The organism is Streptomyces sp. ACA25 (assembly GCF_028200735.1).
Classification (GTDB): Bacteria; Actinomycetota; Actinomycetes; order Streptomycetales; family Streptomycetaceae; genus Streptomyces.
This window is the reverse complement of sequence record NZ_JAQKPV010000003.1, coordinates 45,004-63,476: the sequence shown is the minus strand read 5'-3', so window position 1 is coordinate 63,476 and position 18,473 is coordinate 45,004. Positions and strand designations below refer to the sequence as shown.

The following is an 18,473-nucleotide window of genomic DNA, read 5'->3' as shown; positions in this document are numbered from 1 at the left end:
TCGCTGTCATATACCTGCCCCGGGATGTGAGTCCGGTCACTGTCAGCTCAGGCGTTCCAGCACCATGGCCATGCCCTGACCGCCGCCGACGCACATCGTCTCCAGCCCGAACTGCTTGTCGCGGGTGCGGAGGCCGTTGATCAGGGTGCCGGCGATCCGGGCGCCGGTCATGCCGAAGGGGTGCCCGACGGCGATGGCGCCGCCGTGCACGTTCAGCCTGTCCAGATCGATGCCCAGGTCCCGGTAGGACGGGATGACCTGGGCGGCGAACGCCTCGTTGATCTCGACCAGGTCGATGTCGCCGATGGACAGCCCGGCGCGGGAGAGCGCCTGGCGGGATGCCTCGACCGGCCCGTAGCCCATGATCTCCGGGGACAGGCCGGAGACGCCGGTGGAGACGATCCGGGCCAGGGGGGTGATGCCGAGCTCACGGGCCTTGGTGTCGGACATGATCACCAGGGCTGCGGCGCCGTCATTGAGCGGGCAGGCGTTGCCGGCGGTGATTCGGCCGTCGGGGCGGAAAACCGGCTTGAGGCCTTGGACGCCCTCCAGTGTGGTGCCGGCCCGCGGGCCGTCGTCGGTGGAGACCACCGTGCCGTCGGGCCGTGTCACCGGGGTGATCTCCCGCTCCCAGAAGCCGTCCGCGATGGCCTGTTCGGCGAGGTTCTGCGAGCGGACGCCGAATTCGTCCATCTCCTGGCGGGACACGTCCTTGAGCCGGGCCAGGTTCTCAGCGGTCTGGCCCATCGAGATGTAGACGTCCGGGAGGGCGCCGTCCTCGCGGGGGTCGCGCCAGGTGTCGCCGCCCTGTTCCGCGCGCTCGGTGGTGCGGGCCTCGGCGTCCGCGAACAGCGGGTTGTGGGTGCCGGGCATGCCGTCCGACGTGCCGTTGACGCTGCGGGAGACCATCTCGACACCGGCCGAGATGAAGACGTCGCCCTCACCGGCGCGGATGGCGTGCATCGCCATCCGGCTGGTCTGCAGGGAGGAGGAGCAGTACCGGGTGACGGTGCAGCCCGGCAGGTGATCCATGCCCAGCTGGACCGCGACGACCCGGCCCAGGTTGTGGCCCTGCTCGCCGCCGGGCAGCCCGCAGCCCAGCATCAGGTCGTCGATGTCGCGGGGGTCGAGCTGCGGCACCTTGGCGAGCGCGGCCCTGATGATGTCGGCGGTCAGGTCGTCCGGACGGATGTCCTTGAGGGAACCCTTGAACGCCCTTCCGATCGGGGAACGGGTGGCGGAGACGATCACTGCTTCGGGCATCGGATGATCTCTTTCGGTGAGGGTGGGTGAGTCGGTGCGAGCGAGCCGACGGCCCTCCCCGCGGAGGGCCGTGCGCCGGAAGCTACCCCCGCGCAGAGCTCAGGTCACGATTCACCGTATGTGATTCCAGCCTCTTTTCTAAGCGCTTGCTCAGTCTCTTCGGCTCCGTCCCGCGCCTCTTCGCTGAGCTGCCGCCTCCTGCGGTGCTTCAGCAGCGCCCAGGGCGCGCGGCGCCGGGAGTCCGCCGCGGTGACCTCCGTGCCGCTCTCCGCGACCGCCGCGACCGCCGCGCGCTCGACCGGCAGGATGCTCTCCCGGCGGGCCGCGTCGACTTCCTCGTCCTCCGGCCAGACCTCCAGCGACGCGCACAGCGTCGGCAGCATGGCCATGGCTGTGGTCGCGTACCCCTCCGCCGACGGGTGATACCGGTCCGGCCCGAACAGCTCCCGCGGATTCGCCGCGAACTCAGGCCCCAGCAGGTCACCCAGCGAGACCGTCCGGCCGCCCAGCTCCACCACCGCGATGGTCTGCGCGGCGGCCAGCTGCCGGCACATCCGGCGGGCGAACCAGCGCAGCGGCTGCGCCACCGGCTCCACCGAGCCGATGTCCGGGCAGGTCCCGACGACCACCTGGCAGCCGGCGGTGCGCAACCGCGCCACGGCTTCCGACAGGTGCCGCACCGACTCGGAGAGCGACACCCTCCCGGTGATGTCGTTGGCGCCGATGATGATCACGCAGACGTCCGGCGCGGGCGCCCGCCCCGGGTCGGTCAGCAGCAGTGACACCTGCCGCTCCAGATCCTCGGACTGCGCCCCGGAGAGCGCCACGTTCGACAGCTCCACCGTGCGCTCGGAGACCGCGGCCAGCCCCGAGGCGAGCAGCGCGGCCGGGGTGCGGCCGGCCCGCTGCACCCCGAGCCCGGCCGCGATGGAGTCGCCGAGGACACCGAGCCGCCACGGCGGCCGGGGCTGCGCGGCGAACGCCAGGCCGTAGAGCCCGTCGGCCACCGGCGGCTCGTCGTCATTGACCCCGATCGACCGTCTGGCAAGCCGTGCCTCCGTCAGCAGCAGCCCCAGTGCCATACCGCCCAGCAGGCTGACGCTGCCGCCCCCGTAGGCCGCGGCGGTCGCGATCCGCCGGGCCACCCTCGCCGTCGACATGCCCCGTCCGCCTCCCGCTCGTTTGTCCCTGTCCCGTCCTACCCCGTTCGTGCCCCCCGTGATGCACCGCGCAACGCGCGTCCATGTGCACACTCGAGGGCAATAGAGTGCTGTCCGGTGGGCGGACAGCAACTGCCCCGGGATGTGCGGAGACCACAGTGCAGTATCACGAGTCGATGATCGACCTTGTCGGCAACACCCCGCTGCTCAAGCTGACCAGCGTGACGGAGGGGATCCAGGCCACCGTTCTGGCGAAGGTGGAGTACTTCAACCCCGGGGGGTCGGTGAAGGACCGGATCGCCCTGCGGATGATCGAGGCCGCCGAGGCCTCGGGCGCATTGCAGCCGGGCGGGGTGATCGTCGAGCCGACCTCCGGCAACACCGGTGTCGGCCTGGCGATCGTCGCGCAGCAGAAGGGCTACCGCTGTCTTTTCGTCTGCCCGGACAAGGTTTCCACGGACAAGATCAACGTCCTCAGGGCCTACGGGGCGGAGGTGGTGGTCTGCCCGACGGCGGTGGACCCCGACCACCCCGACTCCTACTACAACGTGTCGGACCGGCTGGTGCGGGAGACCCCCGGCGCCTGGAAGCCGGACCAGTACAGCAACCCGGCCAACCCCCGGTCGCACTACGAGACCACCGGCCCCGAGCTGTGGAAGCAGACCGACGGCCGGATCACCCACTTCGTGGCAGGCGTCGGCACCGGCGGCACGATCAGCGGCACCGGCCGCTACCTCAAGGAGGCCAGCGAGGGCCGGGTCTCGGTCATCGGTGCGGACCCGGAGGGCTCGGTCTACTCCGGTGGCTCCGGACGCCCCTACCTGGTGGAGGGGGTCGGCGAGGACTTCTGGCCGGACGCCTACGACCGGGAGATCGCCGACGAGATCGTCGCCGTCTCCGACAAGGACTCGTTCCGGATGACCCGGCGGCTCGCCCGCGAGGAGGGACTGCTGGTCGGCGGCTCCTGCGGGATGGCGGTGGTCGGGGCGCTGGAGGTCGCGCGGCGGCTCGGTCCCGAGGACGTCGTCGTGGTGCTGCTCCCGGACGGCGGACGCGGGTACCTCAGCAAGATCTTCAGCGACGAGTGGATGGCCGACTACGGCTTCCTGGACGGCGGCGAGCCCGAGACCCGCGTCGGCGACGTGCTGCGCCGCAAGGACGGCGGCCTGCCCTCGCTCGTCCACATGCACCCCGAGGAGACGGTCGGCGAGGCCATCGAGGTGCTGCGCGAGTACGGCGTGTCGCAGATGCCGATCGTCAAGCCCGGGGCCGGGCACCCGGACGTGATGGCGGCCGAGGTCACCGGATCGGTGGTCGAGCGCGAGCTGCTCGACGCGCTGTTCGCCAAGCGCGCCACCCTGGACGATCCACTGGAGCAGCACATGAGCGCCCCGCTGCCGCACGTCGGGTCCGGCGAGCCGATCGCCGACCTGATGGCCGTGCTGCAGGACGCGGACGCGGCGGTCGTCCTGATCGAGGGGAAACCGACGGGCGTGGTCAGCCGTCAGGACCTGCTCGCCTTCCTCGCGGCGGGAAACTGATCCCGGGCTGTCATGGCGTGGCAACGCCCGCTTAACGACGGCCCGGCAGACTGACGGATGTCGGCGACCAGAAACTTCCGGAGCGGCTCCCGGATCTCCAAGGTCGCCAGGACGCCGGTCGTGAGCCGGCCGGCGTCGTGTGCGGGGACCGCCGTCGTCCCACCCCCGGTGCTCGCACCAGGGTGCGGCGGTCCCCGCCCCCTCGTGTCCGCCGTGCGGTTCCCGGCCGCCACGGCGGAGTGTGCGCACCCCGGCTCCCCGGCCGGATCAGGGCGGCCGGGGAGCCGGCCGGGTGCCCCGCGCCGCCTACTCCCAGTCGCTGCCTTCGCCGCTCCTCCTGCGCAGCCGGCGGAACTCACCGGCGTGCGCGTAGCAGACGTTGACCCCCACGATCCCTGCCCAGCAGACCAGCAGCCCCGGAAGGCCGGCCTGGGTCGCGGCGACAGCCGACAGCGGCACGGCGAGCACCAGGGAGAGCGCCGCGAGCCCGAAGGCCGGGCCGGGGCCCCGGCTCTCCCCGGCGGGCGGCCCGCCCGGGCCCCGTCTGCCGAGGACCAGTTGCTGTTCGGCCAGCTGCCGCCGGACCCGCTGGTCCACGGTGCTGTCGATGCGCTGCCCGACCTTCTCCAGGAACGAGTCGACCACTTCCGATTCGTAAGTGTCCCCGAGCTCCTTGCGGGTCTGCACGGCGGCGTCGAGGTCCTTCTTCAGCTCAGGGTCACGGCTTGTCATGGCCCGCACGTTAGACGGAACGGGGCCGCACCGCACGGGGGCTGACCCCACTCTTGTCTCCCGCTCCCCAGGGGCCGCGGCCCGCCGACCGACTGCATAGAATTATGCAGATGAGTGAGGCGAGTGCACAGCTGCTGAAACTGTTCGAGGGGCACCGGCTGACCCCCACCCAGCGGCGCATCGCGCAGTGCATGGTCCGCCGGGCCGGGGAGGCGCCGTTCCTCTCCAGCGTGGAGCTCGCGGACCTGGCGGGCGTCAGCCAGCCCTCGGTGACCCGCTTCGCGGTGGCCCTCGGTTTCGACGGCTACCCGGCGCTGCGCAAGCAGCTCCGGGAGAATCTGCGGCAGCTCCGCGAGGCGGGCCCGGACGGCACCGGCGGGGAGGGCGGTGAGCCGGCCGCGGAGGCGCCCAACGCCTATCAGCAGGCCATTCACGCCGAGATCGACAATCTGCGGCAGCTGGCCGCCTCGCTCGCCGACCCCGCCCCGGTGGAACAGGCAGGGCGGCTCCTCGCCGCCTCGCGGCCCCTGCCGGTGCTCGGCCTGCGGGCAGCCGCCGCGCAGGCCCGCGGCTTCGCCTTCTTCGCGGTCAAGGTGCACCCGGACATCCGGCTGCTCGACGAGGGCGGCACGATGCTCGCCGACCGCATCGAGGCAGCCGCCGCAGCCGGAGCGAGCGCGCTGCTGTGCTTCGCGCTGCCCCGGCACCCGCGCGAGGTGGGGGAGGCGCTCGGACTCGCCCGCGCGGCCGGGCTGCGCATCGTCACCGTGACGGACAGCGCCTTCACCCCGGTCGCCGCCCCCGGAGACCTGCTGCTGCCCGCCGCGGTCGGGACCGGGCTGTCCTTCGACACCGCCTGCGCCCCCATGGTGCTGGGCCGCGTGCTGCTGGAGGCGATGTGCGACGGCCTCCCCGGCGCGCAGGCCCGGCTTGAGGAATTCGACACCCGGGCCGCCGCCCGCGGGCTGTTCCTGGACTGAGGGCGAGCGGAGCCGCCCGGGGCCCGCTCACCGGGCCCGCGGAGCGGCTCACGGGTCCTGCGGCGGGGTGCCGAACGGCCGGGAGACCGGGGCTCCCCAGTCCCGCCAGGCCGGGCAGTCCAGCGCGGGACGGCCGTCCAGAAAGCGGTTGACCTCCTGGTGGAACACCGCTCGGATCGGCAGGTACGGATGCGCCACCCGCATCGGGCAGGCGTTGCGGTCCACCGGCAGGTGCCAGCCGTCGGGCATGAGCGGCAGGTCCGTCGCCGAGGTCATGGACAGCGAACGGACATCATCGGGCAGCGGCTCGGCGATGATCGAGGAGGCCGCGTCCGGGGTGGCCAGGATCTCCTGGGCCAGGGGCGCGTCCGGATCGAAGTCGAAGTCGACGAGGTCGGCGAGGGGAATGAGCAGCCGCAGCAGGTCGCCGGCCACCCGGCCCTCACCGTCATCGTCCGCCGCCGGGTACCCCACCGGGCTCTGCGGGAAGGGCCCCACGAACAGGGCGGCGTCGACTTCGGGAGCCACCCCGCTCGCCAGTGCCTGCCAGACCACCCAGACGGCCTGCGAGTGCCCGGCCACCACCAGGGGGCGCGGCAGGTCGGCGATCTGTTCGGCGAAGATCTCCACCTGCTCCGCCAGCGGCCGCTGGGTGTCCTCCGGCGTGTAAGGGGCCCCGGTGGTGATCGGGCAGGTGGCGACCCCGCGTGGCTGGCCGTCCCCGGGACCGGAGTAGGAGAAGTAGAAGGTCTGCTCGCAGGTGTAGCCCAGCGTCTCGATGTCCGTCTCGAAGATCGCGCCCCGGCCGGAAGCGGAATTGATGCCGGACATCAGCAGTACCGAGCCTTCCCGCGGCTCGGGCACCGGCCCGTCGTCCACCGCCCCGCGGGTCACGGTGAAGACGGTGCCGGCCACGGCGAGGGCGAGGGCCGCCGCGGCCAGCCGGCGCAGCGGACGGTGAGGGGCCGGGCGCGCCAGGAAGGTGATCGCCACCCCGGTGGCCAGTGCCGAGACCGGGATCAGCGGGATGGTCAGCACGGGGAAGTTGTCGGCGAGGACCCCAAGGAGGATCAGCACCAGGGCGTAGGGGATCAGCACCTCCACCCGCAGTCCGTGCCGCCAGCTGCGCGTGAACGCGGTGCGCAGCCGCTCCTCACGCTGCCAGGGCATCGGGGCGGTGAGGAACCAGGTGAGGGCCAGCAGTGTCATGGCTGCCCAGAACAGCCGGGAGTACAGCAGGGCGCTGGCCATGAACTCCAGCTGGGCCGCGAGCAGCAGCGGCAGTGCGGCGACCGCGTAGAACAGCGCGGCGAACCGGGCCCGGCGCCAGGTGAGGCCGCCGAGCAGAAGGCAGAGCACCACCACCCGGACGGCCAGCACCACGGCCAGCAGGGCGACGAAGGCGGGGACCGACGGCGCGCGGGTCAGCAGGACCCGCAGGTCTGCATGGAGGTCGGCGGGGGGCAGCGCCACGAAGTGCGGCAGCCCCGGCCACTGGGGCAGGGCCCCGGCGAGCGCGAGCAGCACCACGACCACGGAGACCGCGGCGAGTGGCCACAGCTGAGGGGTGTCCCGCTCCTCCCGCGCGCCGGCGAGGCCACGTCCGAGCTTGGTCGTCAGGTCCACCTCGGTGGGGTAGCCGTCCGGCACCGGGCGAAACTCCCGGCCGAGGCGCCCGGCCCGCGGCGGCGGCTTGTTGACTGAAGATATTCAGTCCGTACAGTGAGTGAATACGAGCCGGTCAGTCCGGTCAGCCGGTCCTCGTGCGGCGCCTCCGTCGCGCGGTGCCCGGGCCGTCGTACAGATCCGTCGTACCGAGTCGTTCAGAGTGGAAGGCAGCGGCCATGTCAGGACCCCGCCCCGTGCGCGCGCCGCGCGGCAGCGAGCTCAGCGCCCAGGGATGGCCGCAGGAAGCGGCGCTGCGGATGCTGCAGAACAACCTCGACCCGGAGGTCGCCGAGCACCCCGACCAGCTGGTGGTCTACGGCGGCACCGGCAAGGCGGCCCGCGACTGGCAGTCCTTCGACGCGATGGTGCGCACCCTGCGGACGCTCCGTGGCGACGAGACGATGCTCGTCCAGTCCGGCCGCCCGGTCGGCGTCATGACCACCCACGAGTGGGCGCCGCGGGTGCTGATCGCCAACTCCCACCTGGTCGGTGACTGGGCCAACTGGGAGGAGTTCCGGCGCCTGGAGCAGCTGGGTCTGACCATGTACGGGCAGATGACGGCCGGCTCCTGGATCTACATCGGCACCCAGGGCATCCTGCAGGGCACCTACGAGACCTTCGCCGCGGTGGCCGAGAAGCGGTTCGGCGGCTCCCTGGCCGGAACCGTCACGCTGACCGCCGGGCTCGGCGGCATGGGCGGCGCCCAGCCGCTGGCCGTCACGATGAACGGCGGCGTGGCCCTGTGCATCGACTGCGACCCGCGGGCCATCGAGCGCCGCATCGCCCACGGCTACCTGGACGTGCGGGCCGACTCGCCGGAGCACGCGCTGCGGCTGGCCGCCGAGGCCCGGCAGCAGCGCCGGCCGCTCTCCATCGGCGTGCTGGGCAACGCGGCCGACCTGGTGCCCCGCCTGCTGGAACAGAACGCCCCCGTCGACATCGTCACCGACCAGACCAGCGCCCACGACCCCCTGGCCTACCTCCCCCTGGGCGTCGACTTCGCCGACATGGCCGCCTTCGCGACGAAGGACCCCGCCGGCTTCACCCTGCGGGCCCGCGAGTCGATGGCCCGGCACGTCGAGGCCATGGTCGGCTTCCAGGACGCCGGAGCGGAAGTCTTCGACTACGGCAACTCGATCCGCGGCGAGGCACAGCTGGCCGGGTACGGACGGGCCTTCGACTTCCCCGGCTTCGTGCCCGCCTACATCCGGCCGCTGTTCTGCGAGGGCAAGGGCCCGTTCCGCTGGGCGGCACTCAGCGGGGACCCACGCGACATCGCCACCACCGACCGGGAGATCCGGAAGCTCTTCCCGGAGAACGAGTCGCTGGCCCGCTGGATCGCGCTGGCCGGCGAGCGGGTGCGATTCCAGGGCCTGCCCGCCCGGATCTGCTGGCTCGGCCAGGGCGAACGGGCCGTGGCGGGCGAGCGGTTCAACGACCTGGTGGCGAGCGGTGAGCTCGCCGCCCCGCTGGCCATCGGCCGCGACCACCTGGACTGCGGCTCGGTCGCCTCGCCCTACCGGGAGACCGAGGGCATGCGGGACGGGTCGGACGCCATCGCCGACTGGCCGCTGCTCAACGCCATGGTCAATGTGGCCTCCGGCGCCTCCTGGGTGTCCCTCCATCACGGGGGAGGGGTCGGCATGGGCCGCTCCCTGCACGCCGGGCAGGTGTCCGTGGCGGACGGCACCGCGCTCGCCGGGCAGAAGCTCCACCGGGTGCTGACCAACGACCCCGGCACGGGCGTCATCCGGCACGTGGACGCGGGATACGAGCGGGCGGAGGAGGTCGCCACCGAGCACGGCGTGCGGATCCCCATGCGGGAGGATGCCGCCGCAGCGTCCGGAGCCGACGGGGCCGACCCGGTCCGCGGAGCCGGCGGCGCCTCGGGAGCGCGGGAGTGACCGCCGCCCGCCCGCCCGCCTCCTTCCAGGAAATGTGGCGGGAGCTGAGCCCGGTCGGCCGCACCTCCGGCGGCGGCTGCCGGAGATTCGCCTGGACCCCGGCTGATGCCGAGTGCCGGGACTGGTTCCGGGAGCAGGCCGCCGCCCGCGGTCTCACCCACGAGGTGGACCGCAATGGCAACCAGTGGGCCTGGCTCGGCGACCCGGACGCCGGAGACGCCGTGGTCACCGGCTCCCACCTGGACTCGGTGCCGGACGGCGGCGCGTTCGACGGGCCGCTCGGGGTGGTCTCCGCCTTCGCCGCGCTGGACGAGCTGCTGGCCCGCGGCGCCCGGCCCGTCCGGCCGCTCGCGGTCGTCAACTTCGTCGACGAGGAGGGAGCCCGGTTCGGACTGGCCTGCGTCGGGTCCCGGCTCACCGCCGGCCGGCTCACCCCCGCGCACGCGCGCGCCCTGCGGGACGCCGACGGCGTCACGCTGGCCCGCGCCATGGAGCTGGCCGGCCACGACCCCGCGGCACTCGGCCCCGACCCCGCGCGGCTGGCCGGAATCAAAGCCTTCGTGGAGCTGCACATCGAGCAGGGGCGCGCGCTGGCCGGCACCGCCCACCCGGTCGGCGTGGCCTCGGTGATCTGGCCGCACGGCCGCTGGCGCTTCGACTTCCGCGGCGAGGCCAACCACGCGGGCACCACCGCGCTGGAGGACCGCCGGGACCCGATGCTGACCTACGCCAACACGGTGCTCGCCGCCCGCAAGAAAGCCCGGCTCGCCGGGGCGCTCGCCACCTTCGGGAAGGTGGCCGTCGAGCCGAACGGCGTCAACGCCGTGCCCTCCCTGGTACAGGGCTGGCTCGACTCCCGCGCCGCCGACCAGGAGACCCTGGACAGCGTGGTTGCCGAGATCGAGCGGGCCGCCGCCGAGCGCGGCGCCCGCGACGGCGTGCGGGTGGCCGTGGAGCGGGAGTCCTTCACCCCCGTCGTGGAGTTCGCGCACGCCCTGCGCGACCGGATCGGCGGCCTTCTCGGGGACGTGCCGCTGCTGCCCACCGGCGCGGGGCACGACGCCGGGATCCTGTCCGCCTCGGTGCCCACCGCCATGCTCTACGTGCGCAACCCCACCGGCGTTTCCCACTCGCCCGCCGAGTTCGCCGAGGAGGACGACTGCGTGGCCGGAGTGAGCGCACTCGCCGACGTCCTGGAGGACCTGGCGTGCCGCCCGTGACCGGCGGCCCGGTCGGCCCCGCCTACTGGGCCGAGTACGCCTGGATCGACGGCATCGTCGAGGCCGGAGTGGCCCTGGAGACGGCGGACGGCCGGCTCTCCGCCGTCCGCACCGGCGTGCCCGCTCCGCCCGCCGGCAGCGTCACGCTGCGCGGACTGACCGTGCCCGGCCTGGCCAACACCCACTCGCACGCCTTCCACCGCGCGCTGCGCGGTGCCGTCCAGGTCGGCGGCGGCACCTTCTGGACCTGGCGCGAGCTGATGTACCGGGTGGCGTCCAAGCTCACCCCCGACACGTACTTCGCGCTCGCCCGCGCCGTCTACGCCGAGATGGCCCTGGCCGGAATCACCGCCGTCGGGGAGTTCCACTACCTGCACCACGGCCCCGGCGGCACCCGCTACGACGACCCCAACGCCATGGGCCACGCGCTCCTCGCCGCCGCCGCCGAAGCCGGCATCCGGATCACCCTGCTGGACACCTGCTACCTGTCCGCCGGCTTCGGGGATCCCCCCACCCCGCCCCAGCGGCGCTTCAGCGACGGCACCGCCGACGCCTGGGCGGAACGCGCGGGCGCCCTGCGGGAGGGCCCCGGGGTGCGCATCGGCGCCGCCGTCCACTCGGTGCGCGCGGTGCCCGCGGACGCGCTGGCCACCGTCGCCCGGTGGGCCCGGGAACGACAGGCGCCACTGCACGTCCACCTGTCCGAGCAGCCGGCCGAGAACGACGCCTGCCGGGCCGCCCACGGCCGCACGCCCACCCGGCTGCTCGCCGACCACGGGGTGCTCGGCCCCGGCACCACCGCCGTGCACGCCACCCACCTCACCGCGGAGGACGTCCGGCTGCTCGGCGGCGCCGCCACCGGCGTCTGCATGTGCCCCACCACCGAACGGGACCTGGCCGACGGCATCGGCCCCGCCGCCCGCGTGCAGCAGGCGGGCAGCCCGCTCTCCCTGGGCAGCGACAGCCACGCCGTCATCGACCTGTTCGAGGAGGCCCGGGCACTGGAGCTGAACGAGCGGCTGCGCACCCGCAGCCGCGGCCACTGGACCGGCTCCCAGCTGCTGCGCGCCGCCACCGAGACCGGCCACGCGGCGCTGGGCCGGCCCGATGCCGGGCGGCTGGAGGCCGGGCTGCTCGCCGACTTCACCACCGTCGCCCTGGACTCCGTGCGCACCGCGGGCCCGCCGCCCCGGCTGGCCGTCGAGGCGGCGGTGTTCGCGGCGACCGGCGCGGACGTCCGGCACACCGTGGTCGGCGGCCGGCACCTCGTCCGCGACGGCACCCACCGGCTGATCCCCGACGTACCGCGCGCCCTGGCCGAGACCATCGCCGCCACCGGCGGCCCCTGACCGCCCGGCCGGAATCCCGGCCGGGCAAGGAGAACACCCCGTGACGACGCCGCCCACCGCCACACCTCCCGCCACCACCACCCTCCTCACCGACATCGGGCACCTGGTCACCAACGATCCGTCCCTCGGTGCGGGCCCGCTCGGCGTGCTGCGGAACGCCGCGGTGGTCCTCGACGGTGACCGCGTCGCCTGGACCGGCCCCGCACGGGACGCGCCCGCCGCCGACCGGCATCAGGACGCGGCGGGCCGGGCCGTCATCCCCGGCTTCGTCGACCCGCACTCCCACCTGCTGTTCGCCGGGGACCGCACCGAGGAGTTCAGCGCCCGGATGTCCGGCCGGCCCTACACCGCGGGCGGCATCCGGACCACCGTCTCGGCCACCCGCGCGGCCACCGACGAGCAGCTGGCCGCCGGCCTCGCCGCCCACCTGCGGGAGATGCTCCGGCAGGGCACCACCACCGTGGAGACCAAGTCCGGCTACGGCCTGACCGTCCGGGACGAGGCCCGGGCCCTGCGGGTGGCCGCCGCGCAGACCGAGGAGGTCACCTACCTGGGGGCGCACATCGTCGCCCCCGAGTACGCCGCCGACCCCGCCGGCTACGTGGACCTGGTCACCGGCCCGATGCTGGACGCGTGCGCCCCCCACGCCCGCTGGATCGACGTCTTCTGCGAGCGCGGTGCCTTCGACGGCGACCAGGCCCGGGCGGTGCTGACCGCCGGGCAGGCCCGCGGCCTCACCGCCCGCGTGCACGCCAACCAGCTCGGCCCCGGCCCCGGTGTGCGGCTGGCCGTCGAACTCGGCGCTGCCTCCGCCGACCACTGCACGCATCTCACCGACGCCGACGTGGACGCCCTCGCCCAGTCCGCCGGGACCACGGTCGCCACCCTGCTGCCGGGATGCGAGTTCTCCACGCGGTCCCCGTACCCCGATGCCCGCCGGCTGCTGGACGCCGGTGTCACCGTCGCGCTGTCCACGGACTGCAACCCCGGCTCGTCCTACACCAGCTCCCTGCCGTTCTGCATCGCCGTGGCGGTCCGCGAGATGGGCATGACCCCCGGAGAAGCCCTGTGGTCCGCCACCGCCGGGGCCGCCGCGGCCCTGCGCCGCCCGGACCTCGGCCGTATCGCCCCCGGCGCCCGCGCCGACCTGGTGCTGCTCGACGCGCCCTCGCCCGTCCACCTCGCCTACCGGCCCGGCGTGCCGCTCGTCACGGATGTCTGGCAGCGCGGCCGGCATGTGGTGGGGAGCGCGGGCCCGGGAACCGCGCACCCCGCCCCGGCCGGCCGCATGCCGCAGTGACCCGGCGGGTCCGCCGGGTCACCCCGCCGCAGTGCCCGCCGCCCGGAGGGCTCGTGCCGCAGGACCGGCGGCCGTCTGCCGGGCACGGGGTCAGGAACCCTCGGCTGCCCACTTCCGGGCCTGTTCCCGCGCCTCCACGTGCAGTGCCGAGCCCGCCGCGCCGACCCTGGGCCGCAGCTCCGGCGCGGTGGTGACAGCTCGGAAGAAGAACGCCACCGACACCTCGTGGTCCGGGCGGTGCACCACCTCCAGTGCGTCACCGGCGGCGATCCGGCCCGGCGTGAGCACCCGGAAGTACGCTCCGGGGGCCGCGTCCTGGGTGAACCGCCTGACCCAGCCCCGCTCACCGAGCCATCCGGCGAACGTCCGGCACGGGATGCGCGGTGAGGTGGCCTCGATCACCAGGTCCGGCCCGATCCGCCAGCGCTCCCCGATCCGGGCGTCGTTGACGTCGACACCCGCGGTGGTCAGGTTCTCGCCGAACGCGCCGGCCGGCAGCTCCCGGCCGAGCACCTCCGCCCAGCGGTCCAGGTCCTCCCGGGCGAAGGCGTAGACGGCCTGGTCGTCACCGCCGTGATGGACCTTGTCACCGATGAAGTCCCCCTCGAGCCCGCTGTCCGCGGTGCCCTTCGGGCCCGGGGCGGCGACCCGCACCGGGCCGGCGGCCGGGCGCTTGTCGATGCCGGTCCGGAAGCCCGCGGACTTGGTGTACTCCGGTTCCACGCGCGGGCGGGCGAGGTTCACGGACAGCACCTTCGCAGAAGACATGTGCGGCACCTTAACCGCCCGGGTGATGCCACGGCGCCCCCATTTCCGCCCGGCCCGGGACCTCCGGTCCGACGGCGCGCACGGCTGAGGGGCCGCCCGGTTGCGTGGGCAGCCCCTCAGCCGGACGCGACGTCCTCGGCGGCGCGTCCCCCTCACTCGTCGACCATCAGCCCCCGGCGGAGCTTGCTCAGCGTCCGGGCCAGCAGCCGCGACACGTGCATCTGGGAGATGCCGAGCTCCTCGCCGATCTCCGACTGCGTCATGTTCGCGACGAAGCGGAGCGAGAGTATCCGGCGGTCGCGCGGTGAGAGCTCTGCGATCAGCGGCTTGAGGGACTCCACGTACTCGATGCCCTCCAGCCCGTGGTCCTCGTAACCGATGCGGTCCGCGAGGGCGCCCTCGGTGTCGTCCTCCTCCGGCTGGGCGTCCAGCGAGCTGGCCGTGTAGGCGTTGGACGCGGCCATGCCCTCCACGACCTCCTCCGGGCTCAGGTCCAGCCGCTCGGCGAGCTCCGCGACGGTCGGGGCCCGGTCCAGGCGCTGGGCCAGCTCGTCACCCGCCTTCGCCAGGTCCAGCCGCAGCTCCTGCAGCCGGCGGGGCACCCGCACGGACCAGGAGGTGTCCCGGAAGAACCGCTTTATCTCGCCGACGATGGTCGGCATCGCAAAGGTGGGGAACTCCACACCGCGACCGGGCTCGAACCGGTCGATCGCCTTGATCAGCCCGATCGTGCCGACCTGGACGATGTCCTCCATCGGTTCGCTGCGGGAACGGAACCGGGCGGCCGCGAACCTCACCAGCGCGAGATTGAGCTCGACCAGGGTGTTGCGCACGTAGGCGAACTCGTGGGTGCCCTCGTCCAGGATCCGCATGCGTTCGAAGAGGCTCTTGGACAGGGCCCGTGCGTCCAGCGGCCCCATCTCGTCGAAGGGCGGGACCGTCGGCAGCAGCCCGATCGGGGCGTCGAGCGCGAGCGGCCCGGCTTCGGCGGGCTCTGCTCCGGGCTGCGCGTCCTGGAGCTCCGGCACGGCGGCCGGTGCCTCCCCGGCCGGGGCGTTCTGCGCGGCATGCGGATCGTCGGTGCGAGGGGCCGGTGACATGGTGTCCTCCGTTGGTTTCTCGGCGTATGGCTGCCGAAGCCGTGACGTGCACTGCCGTAGTGCGGCGCCTCCAAAGCCGGCGTGATGCGGTTGTCCCTCCTACGCCTACCGGTCGCCCGGCCGACATGGCAAGTTCCACTATGTCCGCTTCGGGGTGATTATCCGTCCGGTTCGGGTGTCCCGGCGGACCGTCCAGCGGCTAGGGTCGAACCTAGCCAGGAAGCCTTCCCAATCTGAAGGGGTCTGCATGGACCGCCGCAGGCCGGGCAGTGCTCACCGGCGTCAGTTCACGGTGGAGGTGCGTCGTCTCGGCGCGAGTGCGGTGGTGGCGCCACAGGGCGAGCTCGATCATCACAGCGCGGAAAAGCTGGGTGCCGCACTCACCGAGTGCGTCGCAGAGGGATGTGCCCGGATCGTTATCGATTGTTCGGGTCTGACGTTCTGTGACTCGATGGGTCTCAACGTTCTCCTCGCCGCCCGGATCGAGGCCTCGCAGGCCGGCGGAGAGGTTCAGCTCGCCGCGCTGCCGCCGATGGTCGCCCGGGTCTTCGAGATCACCGGGGCAGGGGCCGTCTTCACCGTGCACGACGACCTGAAGACCGCCCTGGCCTCGCTGCCCGTCGACTGAGGGCACCCGTCCTGTACGGAGCGGCGTAGCACGGGTCACACTATTGACGGGGAACGGTGGGTGTTCCCGGCGCGCGGCAGGGCAGGAGATCTGTCACGCCGGAAGAGCGCAGGGACGGATCCGGCGTCTACCAGAACATGCCAGCGGCGTGGTGATTGCGGTGAGGGAGGCGGTGCATGGCAACGGCCCGGCCGTATCCGGCAGGAGACTGCGGACCCGAGGCGCACGGCCCGGTGACCGGGGCGGAGCAGGTGCGGCAGGTACGAAGACTCCGGCTGGTCGGGATCAGCGGGACCGTAGGCCGGGCACGCGAGTTCACCCGGCGGGCGCTCCATGACTGGGGCTGGCTGCCCGCGGCCACCGCGGAACAGCAGGCCGCGGCGGAGGACGCCCTGCTGGTCGTCTCCGAGCTGGTGACCAACGCCTGCCTGCACGCCGAAGGCCCCGAGGAGCTGCGCATCGGCTGCGGCCCCAAGCTGCTGCGCATAGAGGTTGTCGACCCCGGCGGTGGCTCGCCCGCCCCCCGGGCCACCCGCCGCCCCGGCCGTCCCGGCGGTCACGGCATGTTCATCGTCCAGCGGCTGAGCCTGGACTGGGGCGTGGCCCATGACCCGGACAGCAACGGCAAGACCGTCTGGGCCGAGCTCGCCGCACCGCCCGCCCTGCCCTGAGCCCTCTGCCACGGGCCCCGCCCCGGGACCCTCGCCCGGCCCCGGCTCCGTGCCCTCCACCCCCGGCCGGCTGCCCTCCCGGCGGAACACCGGGACAGCCGGACCCCGCACGCCCGGAGGTCTACGATCGGCGCATGACCCGAGTACTGCTCGCCGAGGACGATGCGTCCATCTCGGAGCCGCTGGCCCGAGCGCTGCGACGCGAGGGATACGAGGTGGAGGTCTGTGAGGACGGCCCGGGGGCGCTGCGTGCCGGGCTGGCCGGCGACATCGACGTGGTCGTCCTCGACCTCGGGCTTCCCGGGATGGACGGCCTGGAAGTGTGCCGCCGGCTGCGCACCGAAGGGCTGAGCCTGCCGGTGCTGGTCCTCACCGCCCGGGCCGACGAGGTGGACACCGTGGTCGGCCTCGACGCCGGCGCGGACGACTACGTCACCAAACCCTTCCGCCTCGCCGAGCTGCTGGCCCGGGTCCGGGCCCTGCTCCGGCGCGGCACCGCGGAGCCCGTTCCCGCCCCGGTCGTGCACGGCATCCGGATCGACATCGAGTCCCACCGTGCCTGGATGGGCGAGGAGGAGCTCCACCTGACGGCCAAGGAGTTCGATCTGCTGCGCGTCCTGGTGCGGGACGCGGGCCGTGTCGTCACCCGCGAGCAGCTGATGCGTGAGGTCTGGGACACCACCTGGTGGTCCTCCACCAAGACCCTCGACATGCACATCTCCTGGCTCCGGAAGAAACTCGGCGACGACGCCGGGAACCCCCGCTACATCGCGACCGTGCGCGGGGTGGGCTTCCGCTTCGAGAGAAGCTGAGACCCCCGGGCGCGGGGCGGGGCCGCTCCGCGGCCCGCGTGCCGCGGCGGCCGGTCCGCTCCGTCCCCACCTGTACTGCTGCCCGGAGGGCCTTGTGCGCCGCCGCCTGATCAACTCCACGCTCGCCGTGGTGCTCGTCGTCATCGCCGTCTTCGGCCTGTCCCTCGTCGTCGTCGAGACCCGTTCCATCGAGGCCACCGCCCAGGACCGGCTGCAGTCCGAGGCAGCCCGGCTGGTGGCCGTGGTGGAGAGCCGGCTCGTCGCCGGGGAGTCGGTCACCGCCGAGACGATGCGCACCTCGGTGCCCGGCGAGCGGTACGTGCTCATCCAGCTGGCGGGGGAGGACCTCTTCACGCTCGGCAATGAGCCCGAGGGCGATGTCGTGGCGGCGACCGAGACCGGAGGCCACGGCGAGACCGTCACCGTCCAGCAGGCCCGCAGCGCACTGTGGGACGAGGTCAGCCGGACCCTCGCGATCATCACCGCCGTCGCGCTGCTGGCCATCGCCGCCGCTGTCCTGCTCGCCGTGCGCCAGGCCCGCCGGGTCTCCGCCCCGCTCACCGACCTGGCCGAGACCGCCGAGCGGCTCGGCCGCGGCGACCCCCGGCCCCGGAACCGGCGCTACGGCGTGGCGGAGCTCGACCGGGTGGCCGACGTGCTGGAGTCCAGCGCCGAGCGCATCGCCCGGATGATCACCGCGGAGCGCCGACTGGCGGCGGACGCCTCGCACCAGCTGCGCACCCCGCTGACCGCGCTGTCCATGCGGCTCGAGGAGATCATCGAGACGGAGGATCCGGAGACCGTCAAGGAGGAGGCGGCGATCGCGCTGGCCCAGGTGGAACGCCTCACCGACGTGGTGCAGCGGCTGCTCACCAACTCCCGTGACCCGTTTCTCGGCTCGGCCGTCGGCTTCGACCTGGACGAGGTCGTTCTCCAGCAGATGGAGGAGTGGCGACCGGCCTACCGGGCGGAGGGCCGGCCCCTCGTGCACTCCGGCAAGCCCGGGCTGCGCGCCGTCGGCACGCCGGGAGCGGTCGCCCAAGTGCTGGCGACCCTGGTCGAGAACTCCCTCATGCACGGCGACGGCGCGGTCGCCCTGCGCACCCGCACCGCGGGAAACCAGGTGGTGGTGGAGGTCACCGACGGCGGGAAGGGCGTACCGCCGGAGCTCGGCTCCCGGGTTTTCGAACGGGCGGTCAGCGGCCGGAACTCCACCGGCCTCGGCCTGGCCGTGGCCCGGGACCTGGCCGAGGCCGACGGCGGCCGGCTCGAACTGCTCCAGCTGGTCCCCCCGGTCTTCGCCCTCTTCCTCAGCCGCGAAGCCGACTAGGGCCGTGCCGGTCCGGACGTGACGTGCCGGGCACGCCGCGATGTTCG

The 18,473-nt window shown here is 73.5% G+C and carries 16 protein-coding genes; 10 read left to right on the top strand and 6 right to left on the bottom strand.

Annotation, left to right across the window (positions count from 1 at the left end; genetic code table 11):
• Positions 1–42 precede the first annotated feature (42 nt).
• Together PJ985_RS06420 and PJ985_RS06415 are read right to left on the bottom strand one after the other, a co-directional pair.
• The gene (locus tag PJ985_RS06420; RefSeq protein ID WP_271682598.1) at positions 43–1,263 is read right to left on the bottom strand and encodes an acetyl-CoA C-acetyltransferase; all 1,221 of its coding nucleotides are present in this window, start codon (positions 1,261–1,263) and stop codon (positions 43–45) included.
• Positions 1,264–1,367: 104 nt separating this feature from the next.
• Positions 1,368–2,423: an SGNH/GDSL hydrolase family protein gene (locus tag PJ985_RS06415; RefSeq protein ID WP_271682597.1), complete on the bottom strand. Its 1,056-nt coding sequence runs from the start codon at positions 2,421–2,423 to the stop codon at positions 1,368–1,370.
• A 158-nt stretch (positions 2,424–2,581) separates the two neighbouring features.
• Here PJ985_RS06415 and PJ985_RS06410 point away from each other — a divergent pair, with 158 nt between their 5' ends.
• Complete coding sequence (locus PJ985_RS06410) at positions 2,582–3,964, top strand: cystathionine beta-synthase (protein WP_271682596.1); 1,383 nt, start codon at positions 2,582–2,584, stop codon at positions 3,962–3,964.
• Positions 3,965–4,270: 306 nt separating this feature from the next.
• Here PJ985_RS06410 and PJ985_RS06405 read toward each other — a convergent pair whose 3' ends face one another.
• Positions 4,271–4,696, bottom strand: a complete 426-nt coding sequence (locus PJ985_RS06405; RefSeq protein ID WP_271682595.1) for a hypothetical protein — start codon at positions 4,694–4,696, stop codon at positions 4,271–4,273.
• Positions 4,697–4,800: 104 nt separating this feature from the next.
• On the opposite strand from PJ985_RS06405, the gene PJ985_RS06400 reads away from it, so the two are divergent.
• Positions 4,801–5,676 carry a MurR/RpiR family transcriptional regulator gene (locus PJ985_RS06400; protein ID WP_443033429.1) on the top strand — a complete coding sequence of 292 codons (876 nt, stop codon included), beginning with the start codon at positions 4,801–4,803 and terminating at the stop codon, positions 5,674–5,676.
• Positions 5,677–5,724: 48 nt separating this feature from the next.
• On the opposite strand, the gene PJ985_RS06395 is transcribed toward PJ985_RS06400, so the two are convergent.
• Positions 5,725–7,326 carry a hypothetical protein gene (locus tag PJ985_RS06395; protein WP_271682593.1) on the bottom strand — a complete coding sequence of 534 codons (1,602 nt, stop codon included), beginning with the start codon at positions 7,324–7,326 and terminating at the stop codon, positions 5,725–5,727.
• Positions 7,327–7,520: 194 nt separating this feature from the next.
• Between PJ985_RS06395 and hutU the strand changes: the two genes are divergently transcribed.
• From hutU to hutI, 4 genes are read left to right on the top strand one after another with little or no spacing between them, the layout of a single operon-like run.
• Complete coding sequence (gene hutU / locus PJ985_RS06390) at positions 7,521–9,248, top strand: urocanate hydratase (protein WP_271682592.1); 1,728 nt, start codon at positions 7,521–7,523, stop codon at positions 9,246–9,248.
• 32 nt (positions 9,249–9,280) lie between these two features.
• Positions 9,281–10,468, top strand: a complete 1,188-nt coding sequence (locus tag PJ985_RS06385; protein ID WP_271682881.1) for an allantoate amidohydrolase — start codon at positions 9,281–9,283, stop codon at positions 10,466–10,468.
• On the top strand, positions 10,456–11,817 hold the full coding sequence (locus PJ985_RS06380; RefSeq protein WP_271682591.1) for a formimidoylglutamate deiminase: 1,362 nt from the start codon (positions 10,456–10,458) through the stop codon (positions 11,815–11,817). The genes PJ985_RS06385 and PJ985_RS06380 overlap by 13 nt, the downstream gene beginning before the upstream one ends.
• 40 nt (positions 11,818–11,857) lie before the next feature.
• A complete protein-coding gene (gene hutI / locus PJ985_RS06375) occupies positions 11,858–13,117 on the top strand; it encodes an imidazolonepropionase (protein WP_271682590.1) in 1,260 nt (419 codons plus the stop codon).
• Positions 13,118–13,207: 90 nt separating this feature from the next.
• Here hutI and PJ985_RS06370 read toward each other — a convergent pair whose 3' ends face one another.
• Both PJ985_RS06370 and PJ985_RS06365 read right to left on the bottom strand, forming a co-directional pair.
• The gene (locus PJ985_RS06370; RefSeq protein ID WP_271682589.1) at positions 13,208–13,885 is read right to left on the bottom strand and encodes an MOSC domain-containing protein; all 678 of its coding nucleotides are present in this window, start codon (positions 13,883–13,885) and stop codon (positions 13,208–13,210) included.
• 152 nt (positions 13,886–14,037) lie between these two features.
• The gene (locus PJ985_RS06365) at positions 14,038–14,985 is read right to left on the bottom strand and encodes an RNA polymerase sigma factor SigF (RefSeq protein WP_271682588.1); all 948 of its coding nucleotides are present in this window, start codon (positions 14,983–14,985) and stop codon (positions 14,038–14,040) included.
• A 247-nt stretch (positions 14,986–15,232) separates the two neighbouring features.
• Between PJ985_RS06365 and PJ985_RS06360 the strand changes: the two genes are divergently transcribed.
• From PJ985_RS06360 to PJ985_RS06345, 4 genes are all read left to right on the top strand, one after another.
• The gene (locus PJ985_RS06360) at positions 15,233–15,613 is read left to right on the top strand and encodes an STAS domain-containing protein (RefSeq protein ID WP_271682587.1); all 381 of its coding nucleotides are present in this window, start codon (positions 15,233–15,235) and stop codon (positions 15,611–15,613) included.
• Between the two features lie 176 nt (positions 15,614–15,789).
• Positions 15,790–16,284, top strand: a complete 495-nt coding sequence (locus PJ985_RS06355; RefSeq protein ID WP_271682586.1) for an ATP-binding protein — start codon at positions 15,790–15,792, stop codon at positions 16,282–16,284.
• Between the two features lie 134 nt (positions 16,285–16,418).
• The gene (locus tag PJ985_RS06350; RefSeq protein WP_271682585.1) at positions 16,419–17,096 is read left to right on the top strand and encodes a response regulator transcription factor; all 678 of its coding nucleotides are present in this window, start codon (positions 16,419–16,421) and stop codon (positions 17,094–17,096) included.
• Between the two features lie 94 nt (positions 17,097–17,190).
• Entirely contained in the window at positions 17,191–18,426 is a 1,236-nt protein-coding gene (locus PJ985_RS06345) for an ATP-binding protein (protein WP_271682584.1), read from the top strand.
• Positions 18,427–18,473 lie beyond the last annotated feature (47 nt).